Annotated in this window: 15 protein-coding genes; 5 read left to right on the forward strand and 10 right to left on the reverse strand. The window is 66.2% G+C overall.

Translation table 11 applies throughout. The features are described from left to right. Positions 1-44 precede the first annotated feature (44 nt). The gene (locus N8H22_RS06125; protein WP_264589723.1) at positions 45-1,112 is read right to left on the reverse strand and encodes an ArsO family NAD(P)H-dependent flavin-containing monooxygenase; all 1,068 of its coding nucleotides are present in this window, start codon (positions 1,110-1,112) and stop codon (positions 45-47) included. Positions 1,113-1,318: 206 nt separating this feature from the next. Here N8H22_RS06125 and N8H22_RS06130 point away from each other — a divergent pair, with 206 nt between their 5' ends. The 5 genes from N8H22_RS06130 (at position 1,319) to arsJ (ending at position 5,312) form a co-directional block, all read left to right on the forward strand. Then, positions 1,319-1,675: a metalloregulator ArsR/SmtB family transcription factor gene (locus tag N8H22_RS06130; protein WP_264589724.1), complete on the forward strand. Its 357-nt coding sequence runs from the start codon at positions 1,319-1,321 to the stop codon at positions 1,673-1,675. Between the two features lie 21 nt (positions 1,676-1,696). Continuing rightward, positions 1,697-2,410, forward strand: a complete 714-nt coding sequence (gene arsH, locus N8H22_RS06135) for an arsenical resistance protein ArsH (protein WP_264589725.1) — start codon at positions 1,697-1,699, stop codon at positions 2,408-2,410. Between the two features lie 17 nt (positions 2,411-2,427). Further along, positions 2,428-2,925: a protein phosphatase gene (locus N8H22_RS06140; protein WP_264589726.1), complete on the forward strand. Its 498-nt coding sequence runs from the start codon at positions 2,428-2,430 to the stop codon at positions 2,923-2,925. Positions 2,926-2,950: 25 nt separating this feature from the next. After that, complete coding sequence (locus N8H22_RS06145; RefSeq protein WP_264589727.1) at positions 2,951-3,955, forward strand: ArsJ-associated glyceraldehyde-3-phosphate dehydrogenase; 1,005 nt, start codon at positions 2,951-2,953, stop codon at positions 3,953-3,955. Positions 3,956-4,088: 133 nt separating this feature from the next. After that, complete coding sequence (gene arsJ / locus N8H22_RS06150; RefSeq protein WP_264589728.1) at positions 4,089-5,312, forward strand: organoarsenical effux MFS transporter ArsJ; 1,224 nt, start codon at positions 4,089-4,091, stop codon at positions 5,310-5,312. A 153-nt stretch (positions 5,313-5,465) separates the two neighbouring features. On the opposite strand, the gene N8H22_RS06155 is transcribed toward arsJ, so the two are convergent. The 9 genes from N8H22_RS06155 to pqqD form a co-directional block, all read right to left on the reverse strand. After that, positions 5,466-8,606, reverse strand: a complete 3,141-nt coding sequence (locus tag N8H22_RS06155; protein WP_264589729.1) for an efflux RND transporter permease subunit — start codon at positions 8,604-8,606, stop codon at positions 5,466-5,468. Continuing rightward, positions 8,603-10,168, reverse strand: coding sequence for an efflux RND transporter periplasmic adaptor subunit (locus tag N8H22_RS06160; protein ID WP_264589730.1), 1,566 nt, complete (start codon positions 10,166-10,168; stop codon positions 8,603-8,605). The genes N8H22_RS06155 and N8H22_RS06160 overlap by 4 nt, the downstream gene beginning before the upstream one ends. Beyond that, a complete protein-coding gene (locus N8H22_RS06165; RefSeq protein ID WP_264589840.1) occupies positions 10,165-11,400 on the reverse strand; it encodes a TolC family protein in 1,236 nt (411 codons plus the stop codon). Before N8H22_RS06165 ends, N8H22_RS06160 begins: the two co-directional genes overlap by 4 nt. Before the next feature lie 100 nt (positions 11,401-11,500). Then, on the reverse strand, positions 11,501-11,914 hold the full coding sequence (locus tag N8H22_RS06170; RefSeq protein WP_264589731.1) for a hypothetical protein: 414 nt from the start codon (positions 11,912-11,914) through the stop codon (positions 11,501-11,503). Further along, positions 11,904-13,595, reverse strand: a complete 1,692-nt coding sequence (locus tag N8H22_RS06175; RefSeq protein WP_264589732.1) for a NahK/ErcS family hybrid sensor histidine kinase/response regulator — start codon at positions 13,593-13,595, stop codon at positions 11,904-11,906. Before N8H22_RS06175 ends, N8H22_RS06170 begins: the two co-directional genes overlap by 11 nt. Continuing rightward, complete coding sequence (gene ercA, locus N8H22_RS06180) at positions 13,579-14,742, reverse strand: alcohol dehydrogenase-like regulatory protein ErcA (RefSeq protein ID WP_264589733.1); 1,164 nt, start codon at positions 14,740-14,742, stop codon at positions 13,579-13,581. Before ercA ends, N8H22_RS06175 begins: the two co-directional genes overlap by 17 nt. 108 nt (positions 14,743-14,850) lie before the next feature. After that, positions 14,851-16,764 (reverse strand): prolyl oligopeptidase family serine peptidase, encoded by a 1,914-nt coding sequence (locus N8H22_RS06185; RefSeq protein ID WP_264589734.1) that lies wholly within the window; start codon positions 16,762-16,764, stop codon positions 14,851-14,853. Positions 16,765-16,823: 59 nt separating this feature from the next. Further along, entirely contained in the window at positions 16,824-17,978 is a 1,155-nt protein-coding gene (pqqE, locus tag N8H22_RS06190) for a pyrroloquinoline quinone biosynthesis protein PqqE (protein ID WP_264589735.1), read from the reverse strand. Next, positions 17,950-18,228, reverse strand: a complete 279-nt coding sequence (pqqD, locus tag N8H22_RS06195; protein ID WP_264589736.1) for a pyrroloquinoline quinone biosynthesis peptide chaperone PqqD — start codon at positions 18,226-18,228, stop codon at positions 17,950-17,952. Before pqqD ends, pqqE begins: the two co-directional genes overlap by 29 nt. Positions 18,229-18,250: the final 22 nt, after the last annotated feature.

An 18,250-nucleotide genomic window follows, 5' to 3' on the forward strand; every position in this document is an offset into this window, starting at 1 on the left:
CCGTTCTTGCAATTGCCGAGCGGCCGCTGAGCGGGCCCGGGTAATCAGTGTTCGCCGAGCGCCTCGGCAATCTCGCTGGCTGTGCTGCGCGCGGTGCGCATCACACCGAGCAGGGTGGCAGAAGCAGTGCCAGTCCACTCGCCGTAGCCGACCAGCCAAAGGTTCGGCTGCTTCAGCGCACGGGTTCCGTCGAGGGCCACCTTACAGTCGCTCTCGATCACACCCAGCTCGCTCAGGTGATTAAGGGCCGGACGGAAACCGGTGCACCAGATCACCGCATCGACTTCGGCGCGGCGGCCGTCGGCCCACTCCACGCCGTACTCGGTGAACCGCTCAAACGGCCTTTCGCTGACCAGCACGCCGCGGCTGCGCGCCTCGCGCACCGGCTCGACCATCACCACATCGCCCAGGCCGCCGACCGGCTCGTCAACCGTGCGGCCTTCCTGCTGCGCCTTCCAGCGTTCGGTGGCACGCTCGAACAGCGCGCGGCCATCGACGTCATCGGCCAGGAACTGTGGTGGCTCGGGGGTAATCCACAGGGTGGCGGCGACCTTGGATACCTCGGCTAGAACCTGCGCGCCAGAGTTTCCGCCGCCAACGATCATCACCCGCTGGCCGACGAAAGGAACCGGGTCGACGTAGTGCGCCGAGTGCAACTGCACCCCGGCGAACTGCTCGCGGCCGGGATAGTCGGGAATGTACGGATTGCTCCAAGTACCGGTGGCACTGACCACCGCCCTCGCCCGCCAGCTCTGCTCGCCGGCATATACCCGCAGGTGGTCACCGTCGCATTCAACGGATTCGACGTGCACCGGACGCTGCACCGGGAGCTTGTAGCGCTCCTCGTAGCGGCTCAGGTAGTCGATGACCTCACTGCGAGTCGGGTAGGTGCTCGCCCCCACGGGCATCGGCCAGCCCGGGAGCGAGCTCCAGGTCGCAGGCGAGAACAACCGCAGTGACTCCCAGCCATGCAGCCAGGCGCCGCCCGGCGTGGCCTGTGCATCGAGCAGAAGGAAGGAAAGCTGGGTGCGGCGCAGGAAGTAGGCGGTGGCCAGGGCAGACTGGCCACCGCCGATGACGACTACATCGACATCCTTCGGACTGGCGGACATGTGCGACTCCGAGATTGCGGGCTGTCACGCGCTGGTAATACAAGCGCCTTCAGAATGGGCGAACGATAACATACGAAAATACAGATATTCATTGTCTTGAGTCGATAAACCGAAACTGAGCTTATCCAGATCAGCGAACATCCTGTAGCTTTACCGAATATTCGATTTAGCATATGTTCTGCCCACGATGAACTCGGAGAGTGTCGATGGCCGACCACCTCACCCCGCCCCTGGTATGCAAGTGCCTGGCCGACGAAACCCGTGCGCGCATCGCGTTGCTGATCGCCCGTGAGCAGGAGCTGTGCGTGTGCGAACTGGTCTGCGCGCTGAATGAAAGTCAGCCGAAGATATCCCGCCACCTGGCGCAGCTGCGTAACTGTGGGCTGCTGGCCGACCGCCGACAAGGCCAGTGGGTGTTCTACCGTCTCCATCCGGCATTGCCAGACTGGGTACACGACCTGCTCAAGCTGATGCTCGATTCCAACCGCCACTGGCTGAGCCCGCAAAGCCAGCGTCTGGCGGCCATGGGCGAGCGCCCCGAGCGCAGCGCCGCCTGCTGCTGAACACCACTACCGGAGCCCACCATGCCCGCCGACCTGTCCAACGTCGACCCGCAACTGCTTGAGCTGCCCGATCTCGCCAGGCTCGAGCCGCCGGCGACGACCACGCACAAGCCACGAATCCTGCTGCTTTACGGCTCCAACCGAGCGCATTCCTTCAGCCGCTTGCTAACCCTCGAAGCGGCGTGTTTGCTGGAGAACATGGGCGCCGAGACGCGCATCTTCCACCCTGCCGGTCTGCCATTGCCGGACGATGCTCCCGACGATCACCCCAAGGTGCGGGAGCTGCGCGAGCTGATGCAGTGGTCGGAAGGCCAGGTATGGTGTTCACCGGAACGCCACGGCGCGATGAGCGCTGTGTTCAAGGCACAGATCGACTGGGTGCCGCTGGCCATGGGTGCCGTGCGTCCGACGCAGGGCAAGACCCTGGCGCTGATGCAGGTCTGTGGTGGCTCGCAGTCGTTCAACGCGGTCAACCAGATGCGCGTGCTCGGGCGCTGGATGCGCATGTTCACCATCCCCAACCAGTCATCCGTAGCCAAGGCGTGGCAGGAGTTCGACGAGAACGACCGCATGAAGCCATCGGCGTATTACGACCGCGTGGTCGACGTGATGGAAGAGCTGCTCAAGTTCACCCTGCTGTTACGCGGCCGCACCGACTACCTGGTCGACCGCTATTCCGAGCGCAAGGAGTCGGCCGAGGAGCTGTCCCGCCGCGTCAACCAGCGCTCGATCTGAATCGCGAGGAAATCACCGTGCAACATCCTTACGACACTCTCACCCTGCCCGACTGCGCCGGCCGGCTGATCTTTACACCCTGCCCCGGCAGCAAGGACACCAGCGTCGCTGAAGCGCTGGACACCCTGCAGGCTGCCGGCGCCGAGGCACTGATCACCCTGATGCCCGCCACGGAGCTGGAACTGAACCAGGCCACCGAACTGCCGCAACTGTGCGCGCAGCGCAATCTGGCGTGGTTCCACCTGCCGGTGGCCGACGAACAGGTTCCGCTGGCGGATTTCGACGAAGCCTGGAGCGCCAGTCGCTTGCGCATAGGCGCCCTGCTCGATGAGGGCCGAGGTATCGCCATCCATTGCAAGGGCGGCTCAGGGCGCACCGGGCTGATCGCCGCGCGCATCCTGATCGACCGCGGCCTGCCGCGCGCCGAGGCCGTCGCCAGGGTCCAGGCCCTGCGGCCCAAGGCCATCCAGCATCCGGCCCACGTGGCCTGGCTTGAGCAGTTCGACGCTGACTGACATTGACCGATTCGAGGACTTGCGCATGACCATCAAAGTAGGCATCAACGGCTTCGGTCGCATCGGACGTCTGGCCCTGCGCGCCGCCTGGGGCTGGCCGGAGCTGGAGTTCGTGCAGATCAACGATCCGGCCGGTGACGCCGCGACCCACGCCCACCTGCTCAACTTCGACTCGGTACACGGTCGCTGGCAGCATGAGGCGAGCAGCGAGGGCGCCTGTGTGATGATCGACGGCAAGCGCGTCCGAGTCAGCGCCAACAAGGCCATCGCCGACACCGACTGGAGCGGCTGCGATCTGGTGATCGAGGCCAGCGGCAAGATGAAGACCGTCGCCGTGCTGCAGGGCTACCTCGACCAGGGCGTCAAGCGTGTGGTGGTCAGCGCGCCGGTCAAGGAACCAGGCGCACTGAACATCGTCATGGGCGTCAACGACCAGCTGTTCGATCCGGCTTCGCACCGTATCGTCACCGCCGCCTCCTGCACCACCAACTGCCTGGCACCGGTGGTCAAGGTGATCCACGAGGCCCTGGGCATCCGTCACGGCTCGATCACCACCATTCACGATCTGACCAACACCCAGAGCATCCTCGACCAGCCGCACAAGGACCTGCGGCGTGCCCGCGCCTCGGGCATGAGCCTGATCCCGACCACCACCGGCTCGGCCACCGCCATCGCCGAGATTTTCCCCGAGCTGCGCGGCCGGCTGAATGGCCACGCCGTGCGCGTGCCGCTGGCCAACGCCTCGCTGACCGATTGCGTATTCGAGGTCGAGCGCGCGACCAGCGTCGGGGAAGTGAACCAGTTGCTCAAGACTGCCGCCGATGGTCCGCTCAAGGGCATCCTCGGCTACGAGCAACGCCCGCTGGTTTCCATCGACTACCGCACCGACCCGCGCTCATCGATCATCGACGCGCTGTCGACCATGGTGATCAACGGCACGCAGGTGAAGATCTACGCCTGGTACGACAACGAGTGGGGCTACGCCAACCGCACCGTGGAGCTGGCGCGCAAGGTCGGTCTGGCCGGCTGAGACCAGCATCGCCGTTCAGGTGGAAAATCGCGGCGCGAGTTTTCCACCCTACGGTATCGATCGCGGATCGTAGGGTTGGAAACGGCCGCCGGCCTTTTCCACCTGTTACCAGCACACCGGCCTGGAACCGTTCATGCACGTCCTCACCCGCCTCTCACCTGAAATCCGCCAATACCTGCTGGTTACCGGCAACTACTGGGCATTCACCCTCACCGATGGTGCGCTGCGCATGCTGGTGGTGCTGCATTTCCATGCGCTGGGCTATACGCCGCTGCAGATCGCGGCGTTGTTCTTGTTCTACGAAATCTTCGGGGTGGTGACCAATCTGGTGGGTGGCTATCTCGGCGCGCGCCTGGGGCTCAATCGCACCATGAACATCGGCCTGGGCATGCAGGTGGCGGCGTTGCTGATGCTCACGGTGCCGGCCGCGCTGCTCACCGTGCCGTGGGTGATGGCGGCGCAGGCGTTGTCCGGCATCGCCAAAGACCTCAACAAGATGAGCGCCAAGAGTTCGATCAAGCTGCTGGTGGCCGACGGACAGCAAGGCACGCTGTACAGGTGGGTGGCGATCCTCACCGGCTCGAAGAATGCACTCAAGGGCGTCGGTTTCTTCCTTGGCGGCGCCCTGCTCGCCGTGCTCGGTTTCCAGGGCGCGCTGCTGGTGATGGCAGCCGTGCTGGCGGTGATCTGGGTCGCCAGCCTAGCGCTCCTGAAGCAGGACCTCGGCAAGGCCAAGGCCAAGCCGAAGTTTCGCGATCTGTTGTCCAAGAGCCGGGCGATCAACGTGCTGTCGGCCGCGCGGCTGTTCCTGTTCGGCGCGCGCGACGTGTGGTTCGTCGTCGCCCTGCCGGTCTATCTCGCCAGCGTGTTCGGCTGGGATGTCTGGCAGGTCGGCGGCTTTCTCGCCGCCTGGGTGATCGGCTACGGCATCGTGCAATCACTGGCGCCGGCGATCACCGGCAAGCGCCGCGGCCATGTACCCGACGGGCGTGCCGCATTCCTCTGGGCGCTGCTGCTGGCCGGACTGCCTGCGGCAATCGCGTTGGGGCTGAGCAGCGACGCACCGGCGCAACCGGTGCTGCTCGGTGGCCTGCTGATATTCGGTGCGCTATTCGCGGTGAACTCCTCCCTGCACAGCTACCTGATCGTCTCCTACGCCAAGGAAGACGGCGTCTCGCTGGACGTCGGTTTCTACTACATGTCCAACGCCCTCGGTCGGCTCATCGGTACCCTGCTTTCCGGCTGGGTCTATCAGGCCTATGGGCTGACGGCCTGTCTGTGGATTTCCAGCATCTTCGTGCTGCTCGCGGCGCTGATCTCCATCGCCCTGCCACGGCACGCACAAGCGGCGGCGTAATCGCCGCGAGATACTCGCCGTCCGCCAGCGACGACTGTAACGTCCAGACCAACGCCCAGGCGCCCAAAACCAGCGTCGGACTTTGTGCGAACCGAGTCGCGGCCGCGACGGCAGCCCTTGTCTGAACTATCCGCCGAGCCGCGATCCGGTCGACTACTGACCTTCCAACTCACGTCCCTGCCGGCGACGCATCAGCCGATAGGCCGCCGGCAACACGAACAGCGACAACAGCGGCGCGCTCAACATGCCGCCAACCATCGGCGCGGCGATGCGGCTCATCACTTCGCTGCCGGTTCCCGAGCCCCAGAGAATCGGCAGCAGACCGGCGACGATCACCGCCACCGTCATCGCCTTGGGTCGCACCCGCTGCACCGCTCCATCGCGGATGGCTGCGCACAGCGCCGCCTCGTCGTGCTGGCCAGCCTTCAGACGGGCGCTCCAGGCATGCTTGAGATAGAGCAGCATGATCACGCCGAACTCCGCGGCGACACCAGCCAGAGCAATGAAACCGACGCCGGTCGCCACCGACAGGTTGTAGCCCATCAGGTAGAGGAACCACACCCCGCCGGTCAGCGCGAACGGCAGCGTCAGCATGATCAGCAACGCCTCATCGATACGGCCGAAGGTCAGGTAGAGCAGCACGAAGATGATCAGCAGCGTCGCCGGCACCACCAGCTTGAGCCGCTCGTTGGCGCGCTCGAGAAATTCGAACTGGCCGGAATAGCTCAGGCTCATGCCCGGCTGCAGCTCGACGCCAGCGCTCACCGCCTGCCGCAGATCAGCCACCACCGAGGCGATGTCGCGCCCGCGCACATCGACGTACACCCAGCCGGACAGCCGCGCGTTCTCGCTGCGCAGCATCGGCGGGCCGTCGCTGACACGCACCCGCGCCACGCTGCCGAGGGTGATCTGCGCGCCCTGCGGTGTGAGGATCGGCAGCTGCTCCAGCGCCTGCGGCGAGTCGCGCCATTCACGCGGGTAACGCACGCTGATCGGGTAACGCGCCAGGCCTTCCACCGTTTCGCCGACGGTTTCACCCCCGATGGCACCGGCGACGATGGCCTGCACGTCGGCGATGTTCAGCCCATAGCGCGCGGCGTCCTGGCGGTCGATGTCGATATCGATGTAGCGCCCGCCGACCAATCGCTCAGCGAGCGCCGAGCTGACGCCTGGCACTGTCTTGGCGACGGCCTCGACCTGCTGGCTGACCCGGTCGATTTCCTCCAGATTGGCGCCGGCGATCTTCACCCCGATGGGGCTCTTGATGCCGGTGGCGAGCATGTCGATGCGATTGCGGATCGGCGGAATCCAGATGTTGGTCAGTCCCGGTACCTGCACCGCGCGGTCCAGCTCCTCCACCAGTTTTTCCGGGGTCATGCCGGCGCGCCACTGCTCGCGCGGCTTGAACTGGATGGTGGTCTCGAACATCTCCAACGGCGCCGGGTCGGTGGCCGACTCGGCGCGCCCGGCCTTGCCGAACACCGTGGCGACTTCCGGCACCGTGCGGATCATCCGGTCGGTCTGCTGCAACAGCTGTGCGGCCTTCTGCGCCGAAAGCCCCGGCAGCGCCGAGGGCATGTAGAGCAGGTCGCCCTCGTCCATCGGCGGGAGGAACTCACCGCCCAGCCGGGTCATCGGCCACAGCGTGGTCGCCAGCACCAGCAGCGCGGCGACGAGCGTGGTTTTCGGATGTCCCAGCACCGCGTCGAGCGCCGGCCGGTAAACCCGGATCAGTCCGCGGTTGAGCGGATTGCGCGTCTCATCCGGCAGCCGGCCGCGAATCCAGTAGCCCATCAGCACCGGCACCAGCGTCACCGAAAGCCCGGCGGCAGCGGCCATCGCGTAGGTCTTGGTAAACGCCAGCGGGCCGAACAGCCGGCCTTCCTGCGCTTCGAGGGTGAACACCGGAATGAACGACAAGGTGATGATCAGCAGGCAGAAGAACAGCGCCGGGCCGACCTCCTGCGCCGCCTCGGTCATCACCCGCCAGTGCTCCTCGCCTTCCAGTGTCCGGCCGGGATTGGCATGCCGCCAGGCCTCGGCCTTCTTGTGCGCGTTCTCGATCATCACCACCGCCGCATCGACCATCGCGCCGATGGCGATGGCAATGCCGCCCAGCGACATGATGTCGGCGTTAATGCCCTGGTAACGCATCACCGCAAAGGCCAGCAGCACGCCAATCGGCAGCGAGACGATGGCCACCAGCGATGAGCGCAGGTGCCAGAGGAACAGCCCGCAGACCAGTGCGACGACGATGAACTCCTCCAGTAGCTTGAAGCTCAGGTTGTGCACCGCGCGGTCGATCAGCTGGCTGCGGTCGTAGGTAGTGACGATCTCCACGCCCTGCGGCAGGCTTTTTTTCAGCTCGTCGAGCTTGGCATGCACGGCCGTCAGGGTTTCCCGCGCGTTCTTGCCGCTGCGCAGGATGATCACGCCACCGACGGTTTCCCCTTCGCCATTCAGTTCGGCGATGCCGCGGCGCATCTCCGGGCCGAGCTGGATATGCGCGACATCGCCGAGCGTCACCGGCACCCCGGCAGCGCTGAGCTGCAGCGGAATCTGGCGGAAATCGTCGAGCGTCTGCAGGTAGCCCGAGGCACGCACCATGTATTCGGTTTCCGCCAGCGCCAGCACCGCGCCACCGGTTTCCTGGTTGGCGCGGCCGATGGCCTCGGTCACCTGTGCCTGGGTCACACCGAGGCTGGCCAGCTTCAGCGGGTCGAGCAGCACCTGGTACTGGCGGACCATACCGCCGATGGTGGCGACCTCGGCGACGTTCGGCAGGGTGATCAGCTCGAACTTGAGGAACCAGTCCTGCAGGCTGCGCAGCTGCGCCAGGTCGTGCGTGCCGCTGCGGTCGACCAGCGCGTACTGGTAGATCCAGCCGACACCGGTGGCGTCCGGGCCGAGCGACGGTTTGGCGCCGTCCGGCAGGCGGCTCTGTACCTGGCTCAGGTACTCCAGCACCCGCGAGCGCGCCCAGTACAGGTCGGTGCCGTCTTCGAACAGCAGGTAGACGAAGCTGTCGCCGAAGAACGAGTAGCCGCGCACGGTCTTTGCTCCCGGCACCGAGAGCATCGTGGTGGTCAGCGGATAGGTGATCTGGTTCTCGACGATCTGCGGCGCCTGCCCCGGATACGGCGTGCGGATGATCACCTGCACGTCGGACAGGTCCGGCAGCGCGTCGATCGGCGTGGTGCGCAGCGACCAGATGCCCACCGCGGTCATCAGCAGTGTCGCCAGCAGCACCAGGAAGCGGTTGACCACCGACCAGCGAATCAGCGCGGCGATCATGGCTGCTGCTCCAGCTGCTCGATGACCAGCCCGGCGCCGGTCTCGCGGACGGCGAAGCGCACCCGGTCATCGACCTGCACCCCGTGCAGCAGATGCGCATCGGCCACCGGGAAGCGCATAGTCATGCCCGGCATGCCGAGGGTCTTGAACGGCCCATGGGCGATCTTCACGCCCTGCGCGCTGATCTCGACGATGCGTCCTTCGGCCTCGTGCAACGCTGCGACGATCGGCGTCTGGGCCGCATGCATCGAATGCGCGCTCGGTGCGGCGTGCTCATGCATCGCGTGGGTGGAATGCTCGGCTGGTGCGGCATCGGCATGTTCATGTGCCTCCGCCGGCGGCGCGGCAACGGCGGTGATGCCGCGCAGGCTGGCCTCGGAATCGAGCAGGAACTGCCCGGACGCGACCACCTGCTGGCCCTCCTCCAGCCCCTGCAGGATGGCGGTCTGGCTGCCGCTGTCGACACCGAGCTGCACCTCCACCGGACGATAGCGGCCACCGGCTTCGGCAAGCATCACCAGCGCGCGCTTGCCGGTACGGATCACCGCCTCGCTGGGGATCAGCAATGCACTCTGCGCGCCCTGCTCGGCCAGTTCGACCCGTGCGCTCAGGCCTGGGCGCAACCGGCCCTCGGCATTGGGCAGTTCCACCCGCACACGCAGCGTGCGGCTGGCCGCCGTAGCCTCGGGCAACACCGCGGTCACCGTGCCCACGATTGGCTCACCGGGCAGCGCCGGCAGATGCGCCGTCGCCACCTGCCCGGTGCGAATGCCGCCGGCCTGCGCTTCCGGCACCGCGACTTCGAGCCAGACGCTGTCCAGCCCGTTGATCCGCGCCAGCGGCGCGCCGCTACCGACGTTCATGCCCTCGCGCACGTCCAGCTCCTGCAGCACACCGCCGATGGGCGCGCGCACGGTCTGCTGCGCCTGCACCCGGCCGGAGCGCTCCAGCTGGCGGATCGCCTCGGCCGGCATACCGACCAGCCGCAGGCGTTGGCGCGCACCGTCCAGCAGCGCGCGATCGCCGCTGCGGCGCAACGCGAGAAATTCCTCTTGCGCCGCCACCCATTCGGGTATCAGCAGGTCCACCAGCGGCGCGCCGGCCGTTAGCACATCGCCCGGCGCCAGTCGGTAGACGCGCTCGACGAAGCCCGCCGCGCGCGTCTGCACCAACGCCACGTCACGATCATTGAGACCGAGCACGCCGACGGCCTCGATGTTGCGCGCAAGCACGCCGCGGCTGACCGTTGCCAGGCGCACGCCGAGGTTGTGGCTGATATCGGCGTCGATACGCACCGCCGGCGCACCGCCGGCGTCTGCCTCCTCGGCGTAGCGTGGCACCAGGTCCATGTCCATGAACGGTGATTTGCCCGGTTGCTCGAAGCGCTGCTGCGGCATCATCGGGTCGTACCAATAGAGCACTTTGCGCTCGCTGACGGCACTGGCCGGGCCATCCTGCGGCGCGGCATGCGGCTGACGCGAGGCCAGCCAGTAGCCACCGGCCAGCCCCAGCGCGGTGGTGACGGCGATCAGTACGCCGGTCTTGTGAACGGTCTGGCTCATTGCGCATCTCCATAGGCGAAGTACAGGCGGCTGGCGGCAATGGCCTGCAGGCCTTCGAGGTCGATTTCCTTCAGGCGCGTTTCGATCAGTTCACGACGCGCTGCCAGCAGCGTCTCCAGTTCGCCGCGCCCGGCGCGGTAGTCGGCCATGCTGAGTTCGCTACGCTCGCGCGCCAGCGGCAGCAGCACCTCACGGGTGCGCGTCAGGGCGCGTTGCAGGCGCTCGAGTTCGGCCAGTTCGTTGTCCAGTTGCTCGGCGAACTGCCGCTCCAGCGCCTCGCGCTCGGCTTCCAGCTGGTTGAGTTCGGCATGCCGGGCGGCGATGCGCGGGTTCTGCCGCATGCTGGTGAACAGCGGCAGGTCGAAGCTGACCTGCAGGTTGACCATGTCGCCAAATTCCTGCCCGCGGCGCAGGTAGTCCACTTCCCAGCTCCAGTCGGGCTTCTTCTCGGCGGTCGCCTCGCGGATGCGCGCTTGCGCCTGCTGCGTCATCGGCGTGTAGGCCTGCAGTTGCGGATGCTGGTGCAGCTCGCGCTGCAGCGCCGGGGCGTCGAGCGACCAGTGCGGCACGCTGCCCTCCAGCGGCTCGAGGGCGGCTTTACCGATCCAGCGGGCGAGCGCCGCGCGGGCCTGCCGGCGCTGGCGATGCAGTTCATCGGCGCGCTCATCGAGCAAGGCCGCTTCCTGACGCGGTAGCACGCTGTCGGCGGCCTGCCCGCGCCCACCGGCAATCCGCGCCCGCACGGCCTCGCTGAGCAGGCGATTCTCGGCATAGAGCGCGTCGAAGGTCGCCAGCTTGCGCTCGATGGCGTGGCTGGCGATCCACGCCTGGGCGGTGGCCTGGCGCACGTTCAGCGCCTCGACCGCGCGCTCGGCGGCGGCACGCTGGACGCCGGCATTCGCCACCTCGACCCGGGCGCGGCGCTTGTCGCGGTTGGGCACGTCCTGCATCAGGCCGACCATGCTCATGGTCATGCCGTCGCGGTCCAGGCTCCAGCGATCGTTGCCTTCGATCGGGACGTTCTGTACACCGAGCAGCAGTTTCGGGTCGGGCAGTTCGCCGGCAGGTACGGCGTCGCTACGGGCGGCCTGCAGTTTGGCCGCTTCGGCCTGCAGGGACGGCGCCTGCTGCTGGGCCAGCGCCAGGGCCTCGTCGAAGCTCAGCGCGCTGGCGGCAGCCGGCAACGCCAGGGCGCACGCGGCCACGGCGGCACGCGCGCGAATGTCTCGCATCAATCGGGATTGCATGTGCGGATTCCTCGGATCCTGCGTGCCGAACGGGCACGCGCGAGGTCAGTCGTCAGGCGACGGACCAGTCAGCTCGGATGGGGAATCAGGCGCACGGGGGACGCCAGACGTCGGCGCCGTTACGCGAGGGAATGAATTCGGGAAGGTAGACGATCAGCCGGGACGACGGTGCATCGACGTCCGCCCGGGGTACGGCGAACTGCAACAGGCAGCCGGTCTTGCACTGATGGCCGCTCTCGCACTGCGGATTGCCATCGTGCCCGCGGTCGCCATGCTGGTCGGCGTGCATGTCCGCCGCATGTTGCATGGCGCCATGTTGCGTGTCTGCCGGCTGCATCGTGCAGGGCTGCGGCATGCGCTCAGCCGCGACCAGCCCGTTGACGGGAAGCGCGAAGCTGATCAGCAGTAGCAGGCACAGCGACAGACAGGTTTTCATGGCGGCCAGTGTAGTGGCGGACGGGCTAACAAGAACTTGATCGAGATCGGCTTCAGGCGCCATCCGCGGACGGTCGTTCGCCGAGCAGGTGGCTGAGTACGGAGCGCATCTTGCCGGCCTTGACCGGCTTGTTCAGTACCGGCACGCCGAGGCCCTGCAGTTGCTTGCGGCACTGGTCGCTGCGGTCGGCGGTGATCATCACCAGCGGAATCGCCGCGTTGAAGTGCAGCCGCAGCGCCTGCACCACTTCCCAGCCGGTGACCCCGAGATCCAGGTGGTAGTCGGCCAGGATCAGCTCCGGCGCACGCCCTTGCAGCACTTCCAGCGCGCTGGCCTCGTCGGTGGCAGTGAGCGCTTCGCAGCCCCACTGACCGAGCAGCGCAGCCATGCTGTGCAGGATGCTGAGTTCGTTGTCGAGCACCAGCAGGCGCCGCCCTGGCAGCGGATTGCCCAGCTGCGGCACGACTGCCAGCGCCTCGCTGCTGCGACTGGGCAGCGCCTCGGCGAGCGGTACCTCGATGCTGAATACCGAACCGCGGCCTAGTTGCGAGCGCACCTGGATACGGTAATCGAGCATGTTGGCGATGCGGTCGACGATTGCCAGGCCAAGCCCGACGCCGTGCCGCTCGGCCGCACGCTCGACGTTGAGCTGGTTGAACTCAAGGAAGATCGACTGCAACTGATCCGCGGCGATACCCCGGCCGGTGTCCCAGACCTCGATGCGCAGCGCGCCACCTCGTCTGCGCGCGCCGAGAAGCACCCGCCCGCTGTCGGTATAGCGGCAGGCGTTGCTGAGGAAGTTGCGCAAGATCCGCGTCAGCAGGCGGAAATCGCTGCGAATCGCGTACTGCGGAATGTAGTGCGCCAGCCGCAGGCCGGCCGCTGCCGCGACCGGCTGGAACTCCGAGACCAGTGGCAGCAGCACCTCGTCGAGGCGATAGCTGTCGATGTCCGGCTTGATCGCACTCTGATCCAGCTTGGAGATATCCAGCAGATCAGTGAGCAAATCTTCCGCACCTTCCAGCGCCTGGTGAGCCCGCTCCACAAGGTTGAGCTCCTCGCCGGGCAACGGCCGCTCGCGCAGCGTCGAGATCAGGAGCCGCGCCGCGTTGAGCGGCTGCAGCAGGTCATGGCTGGCCGCCGCCAGATACTTGTCCTTGCTCAGGTTGGCCGCTTCGGCGGCGTCGCGTGCAGCGCGCAGCTCGCAGGTACGCTCGGCGACCCGCTGTTCGAGCTGCTCGTTGAGCTGCAGCAGACGCAGCTGGGCTTGCTTGCGTTCGGTGATGTCGGCGACGAAACCTTCCACCAGGCCGTCCTCGTCCGGCTTGAGCAGCAGGTTCATCACCACGTAGATGGCGCTGCCGTCCTTGCGGCGCAAGCGCGTCTCGTAGCCGAACAGACCGAGCTGGTCGCTCAGCGTATGACGAATCTGCCGCAGCTCGTCCTCGCCACCGATGAACAGGTGATGCGACAGATCGGTCAGCGCCCACAGCGCCTCTTCCGGGCTTTCGTAACCGAGCATTCGTGCCAGCGCCGGATTGGCCGCGCGGATGCCCTCCTGCAGGCTGGCCTGAAAGATTCCGTGCACGGCATGTTCGAACAACCACTTGTAGCGGTTGCGCTCGGCCTCCAGCTCCTCCAGCCGCGCCAACAGCTCCGGGTAGTGGCTCTTGCGCGCCGAATGGCTACCAAAGCCGAGCAGCTGGGTCAGGGCCTGCTGGCGCTCGTCAGAGGGCTTCGGCATAAACGACCTCGACGTCCTTCTGCGTCGACGAGCGCGGGTTGGTGAGGATGCACGGGTCCTGCATCGCGTGCTGCGAGAGGAAGGGAATGTCGGTAAGACGCACACCGTGCAGCCCCAGGCTTTCCTTGAAGCCGATCGCCTGCTTGAGGCTGATCAGGTGGCTGACCAGGCGTTCACGAGTCTCACGGTGACTCAGTCCGCGGGTGTCGATGCCCAGCGTCTGGGCGACGATCCTGAAGCGCTCCGGTGCTGCGTCGTAATTGAACGCCACCACGTGCTCGACCAGCACCGCATTGCACAGGCCATGCGGCAGATCGAGATAACCGCCCAGGCTGTGCGACATGGCATGCACTGCGCCGAGAATCGCGTTGGAAAACGCCAGCCCGGCCTGCATGCTGCCAAGCATGATCTGCTCGCGCAGGGCGAGGTCCGTCGGATTGGCGATCATCTGCACCAGGTTGCCGTTGATCAGGCGCATGGCTTCCAGCGCATGCGGATCGGTCAGCGGCCCGTGGCCGGTGGAGACGAAAGCCTCGATGGCATGCACCAGCGCATCGATGCCGGTACAGGCAGAGAGGAACGGGTCCATGCTCAGGGTGGTTTCCGGATCGATCAGCGAAACGTCGGGAACCGCCGCCTTGCTGACGATGGAGAATTTCATCCGCTCGTCCTGGTTGGAAATGATCACGAACTGCGAGACGTCCGCCGAGGTGCCGGCGGTGGTCGGAATCAGGATCAGCGGCGGGCTGGGTACCCGCAGCGTGTCCACACCCTCGAATGCGACGATATGCCGGCCGTGGGCGACCACGATACCGATGCCCTTGGCGCAATCCATCGGGCTGCCGCCACCGACCGCGACGATCACGTTGCAGCCCTCGTTGCGGTAGACCTCGGCGCCGAGCATCACCTCCTCACAACGGGGGTTGGGCGACACGTCGGTGAACAGGCAGTGCTCGATGCCCTGCAGCTCCAGGCTCGCCTGCACGTCGGCCACCCAACCAGCCGCGACCACGCCGGGATCGGACACCAGCAGCACCTTGCGCGCACCGAAGTTGCTCGCACAGGTACCGACGCTGTGACGACAGCCGGCGCCGAAGACGATTTCAGGGGAGACGAATTTACGCTGGAGGCTGATGTTCGGGCTCATCACTGCGGCCTTTTTTATCTTTTTGTAACAACCGCGCCAGCCTACTGGATTACTCAGCTAAAGCAATCCACCCAAAGGCTCACGCCCGACCGTCCGCTACCGCGCTGGTCACAGCAGCGCCTGGTAGAACCGCCACTCCTGCTCCAGCGCATCGGCCAGGTGTCGCGCCTCGCGAAACCCATGGCGCTCCTCGGGATAGAGCCGGTATTCGACCGCCACGCCGCGGGCACGCAGCGCCGCCACCATCGACTCGGTCTGCTCCGGCAGGACCACTGCATCACGCCCGCCCTGAAAGAAGATCACCGGTGCACTGATCTTCTCGACGTTGTGCAGGGGGGCGCGCTGGCGGAAGCGCTGCGGCACCTGTTGCGGATCGCCAATCAGCCAGTCCAGATAGTCGCTCTCGAACTTGTGCGTCACCCGGCGCAACCCCAGTGGGTCGCTGACGCCATAGAGGCTGGCGCCGCCACGCCAGCGCGCGCCGGCAGCAAGGGCACAGAGTGCGGTGTAGCCTCCTGCGCTGGAGCCCCGGATGAAGGCCCGCTGCGGATCGATCCGCCCGCTGCTCGCCAGCGTCTCGACCACCCGGCAGGCATCCTCGACGTCCAATACCCCCCACTGCTCACGCAGACGCTGACGGTAGGCGCGGCCGAAGCCGCTGCTGCCCCGATAGTTGACATCGACCACGGCAAAGCCGCGCTGCGTCCAGAACTGGATACGCGGGTCGAACAGCGGATAGCAGGCAGAAGTCGGCCCACCGTGGACGAACACCAGCAACGGCGGTCGCTCGCCGGCAGGCCCGACGCACGCGGCATTCCACGGCGGATAGAAGAACGCATGCGCTCGTTCTCCTTCATTGGCAGCACCGTCAACCGTTGCACCGGTTGCGAAAGTCAGGCTCTGCGGGCGCGATAGCTCCGCTTCCGGCAGCGGCACTGCCCCACCGGCGAGAATCCGCACGCCACCGCTGTCGCGTGCGATCGCCAGCACCGCCGGCGCACGCGCGGGCGAGCCGGCAATGCAGTAGTAGTGACGGTCGTCGGCCGCCAACTGACGGCAGCGCGAAAAGTCCCTGGCCAGCTGACGTAGCCCACCCGCCTCGGTGTGCTCGAACAGCAGGCCGTACCCTTCGACCATCTGCGTCAGCAGCAACCGGCCATTGGCCAACGGCAGGTAGCTGGTCGTGGCGAGTTCCCAGGGCGCCGGTGCGCAATCGAAGTTTGCGGCATGCTCAGCCAGCTCGACGGCTACCAGCCGGCCCGACCTCTCGCGCCAGGGCTGCCACCAGCCGTGACGGTCGGACAGGCAGTAAAGCTCGCCGTCGTTTGAAAACCGCGGCTGCTGCAGCGACTCCCCGCCCGTTGCGCCGGCCAGACAGCGTCCGCCGTCCCACTCGCCAGCCGCGTCGCGCTCGGCGAGCCACAGGCTGGTCGCAGTCCACGGCTGTTCCGGACGGTTCCACTGGATCCATGCCAACCGTGTGCCATCAGCACTGGCGACTGGCGAGGAATAGAAATCCGCGCCTTCGGCGATGACCCGGCGCGTCCCGTCGGCCACGGCGATGCTGACCACGCGATGCTGCACTGCCTGCGCCGCATGGGCTTCTTCCACGGCGATGATCGCTGCACGGCTCGCATCGAAATGCAGCGCGCCATAGCGGCAGGCGCTGTTGCGGGTCAGAGCGATCGGATCGCTCCAGCCGCCATGCCCGGCAGGTGACTGCAAATGAATCTGCTGGTCGGCCTCGTTGACGAATGCCACGCCATGCCCGGTCAGGCAGAAGGCGCCACCACCGTATTCATACACCCGGCTGCGCAGCGAGTAGTCACTGGGCGTCAGGCAGCTGGCCGTACCCTCGCACCAATGCCATAGCGTGCAGCGCGCATCAGCCGGATCGTAGGCGATCCAGAACAGTCCGCCATGTCCGGCGCGCAGTTCGGCGAAATCGCGACTGGCTGCCGCGGCCCGCTCGGCAGTCCATTCGCTGGGCCAGAATCCGTGGGGAACCGTGGTTTTGCTCATGCATGCATTCATCGTCGGGAATTCAGCGCTGTTGGTGGCGGCGCACCACGGCGGCCCTGCTAGACCTTGAGGATAAGTTTCGAAGCTTTTTCGTTGCGGTACTGCAGTTGGTCCAACCCCAGTGCGCCCTCTTCAGCCTGCTGGCGTGCGGCGAGGATTGTGCCGTGCTGCGGCGACTTGCTGCAGACCGGATCGGTGTTGGCCGCATCGCCGGTGAGCATGAAGGCCTGGCAGCGGCAGCCGCCGAAGTCGCGTTCCTTTTCGTCACAGCTGCGGCACGGCTCGGGCATCCAGTCGTAGCCGCGGAACTTGTTGAAGCCGAACGAGTGGCGCCAGATGTACTCGACGCTGTGCTCGCGCACGTTGGGAAACTCCACCGGCAGCTGTCGCGCGCTGTGACAAGGCAACGCGGTGCCATCCGGGGTGATATCGAGGAACAGGTTGCCCCAGCCGTTCATGCAGGCCTTGGGGCGCTCCTCGTAGTAATCCGGGGTGACGAAGATCAGCTTGCACGGGTGGTTCTCCGCGGCCAGCTTGTCGCGCCATTCATTGGTGATGCGCTCGGCGCGTACCAGCTGCTCCTTGCTCGGCAGCAGGCCGGCGCGGTTCAGCTCGGCCCAGCCGTAAAACTGGCAGGTGGCGAGCTCGACGAAATCGGCTTCCAGTTCGATGCACAGGCGGATGATCTGGTCGATGTTGTCGATATTGTGCCGGTGAGTGACGAAGTTGAGCACCATCGGGTAGCCATGCTTCTTCACCGCCCGGGCCATCTCCAACTTGTGGGCGAAGGCCTTCTTCGAGCCGGCGAGCAGGTTGTTCACCTCCTCGTCGGCCGCCTGGAAGCTGATCTGGATGTGATCGAGCCCTGCCTCGGCGAAGCTGGCGATCTTCTCTTCGGTCAGGCCGATGCCCGAAGTAATCAGGTTGGTGTAGTAGCCGAGCCCGCGCGCGGCGGCTATCAGCTCGGCAAGGTCCTGGCGTACCAGCGGCTCACCGCCGGAAAAACCCAGCTGCGCCGCCCCCATTTCCCGCGCCTGATGGAATACCTCGATCCACTCGGCGGTGCTCAGCTCCTCATGACCGCGGGCGAAATCCAGCGGGTTGGAGCAATACGGACACTGCAGCGGGCAGCGGTAGGTCAGCTCGGCGAGCAGCCAGAGCGGCGGGCCGGGCTCGAAACCGGGTTTAGCGAAGTTCGATCCAGAATCGTTCAACGGCCACCTCCAGAAACGCCAGGATGTCTTCCTCGATACCTTCTGCACCGGGGAAACTCGTCTGCAAGTCAGCGATGATGCCCCCCACCGTCCGCGCGCCATCCATGCGCTTGAAAATCTCGCTGGCGCTGTCGTTGAGCTTGATCATGCCCTCGGGATAGAGCAGCACGTGGCACTGCTGCGCCGGCTCGAACTGAAAACGAAAGCCGCGGCGCAGGGCCGGAACCTTCAGCAGGATGTCGTCGCTCATCGGTAATTCTCCGTCGGGAGGG

This window comes from Stutzerimonas sp. S1 (assembly GCF_025966695.1).
Classification (GTDB): domain Bacteria; phylum Pseudomonadota; class Gammaproteobacteria; order Pseudomonadales; family Pseudomonadaceae; genus Stutzerimonas.

Coding starts and splice junctions, on each gene's coding strand:
- N8H22_RS06125 (WP_264589723.1), bottom strand. CDS start 1,112: ATGTCCGCCAGTCCGAAGGATGTCGATGTAGTCGTCATCGGCGGTGGC.
- N8H22_RS06130 (WP_264589724.1), top strand. CDS start 1,319: ATGGCCGACCACCTCACCCCGCCCCTGGTATGCAAGTGCCTGGCCGAC.
- arsH (WP_264589725.1), top strand. CDS start 1,697: ATGCCCGCCGACCTGTCCAACGTCGACCCGCAACTGCTTGAGCTGCCC.
- N8H22_RS06145 (WP_264589727.1), top strand. CDS start 2,951: ATGACCATCAAAGTAGGCATCAACGGCTTCGGTCGCATCGGACGTCTG.
- arsJ (WP_264589728.1), top strand. CDS start 4,089: ATGCACGTCCTCACCCGCCTCTCACCTGAAATCCGCCAATACCTGCTG.
- N8H22_RS06155 (WP_264589729.1), bottom strand. CDS start 8,606: ATGATCGCCGCGCTGATTCGCTGGTCGGTGGTCAACCGCTTCCTGGTG.
- N8H22_RS06160 (WP_264589730.1), bottom strand. CDS start 10,168: ATGAGCCAGACCGTTCACAAGACCGGCGTACTGATCGCCGTCACCACC.
- N8H22_RS06165 (WP_264589840.1), bottom strand. CDS start 11,400: ATGCGAGACATTCGCGCGCGTGCCGCCGTGGCCGCGTGCGCCCTGGCG.
- N8H22_RS06170 (WP_264589731.1), bottom strand. CDS start 11,914: ATGGCGCCTGAAGCCGATCTCGATCAAGTTCTTGTTAGCCCGTCCGCC.
- N8H22_RS06175 (WP_264589732.1), bottom strand. CDS start 13,595: ATGCCGAAGCCCTCTGACGAGCGCCAGCAGGCCCTGACCCAGCTGCTC.
- ercA (WP_264589733.1), bottom strand. CDS start 14,742: ATGAGCCCGAACATCAGCCTCCAGCGTAAATTCGTCTCCCCTGAAATC.
- N8H22_RS06185 (WP_264589734.1), bottom strand. CDS start 16,764: ATGAGCAAAACCACGGTTCCCCACGGATTCTGGCCCAGCGAATGGACT.
- pqqD (WP_264589736.1), bottom strand. CDS start 18,228: ATGAGCGACGACATCCTGCTGAAGGTTCCGGCCCTGCGCCGCGGCTTT.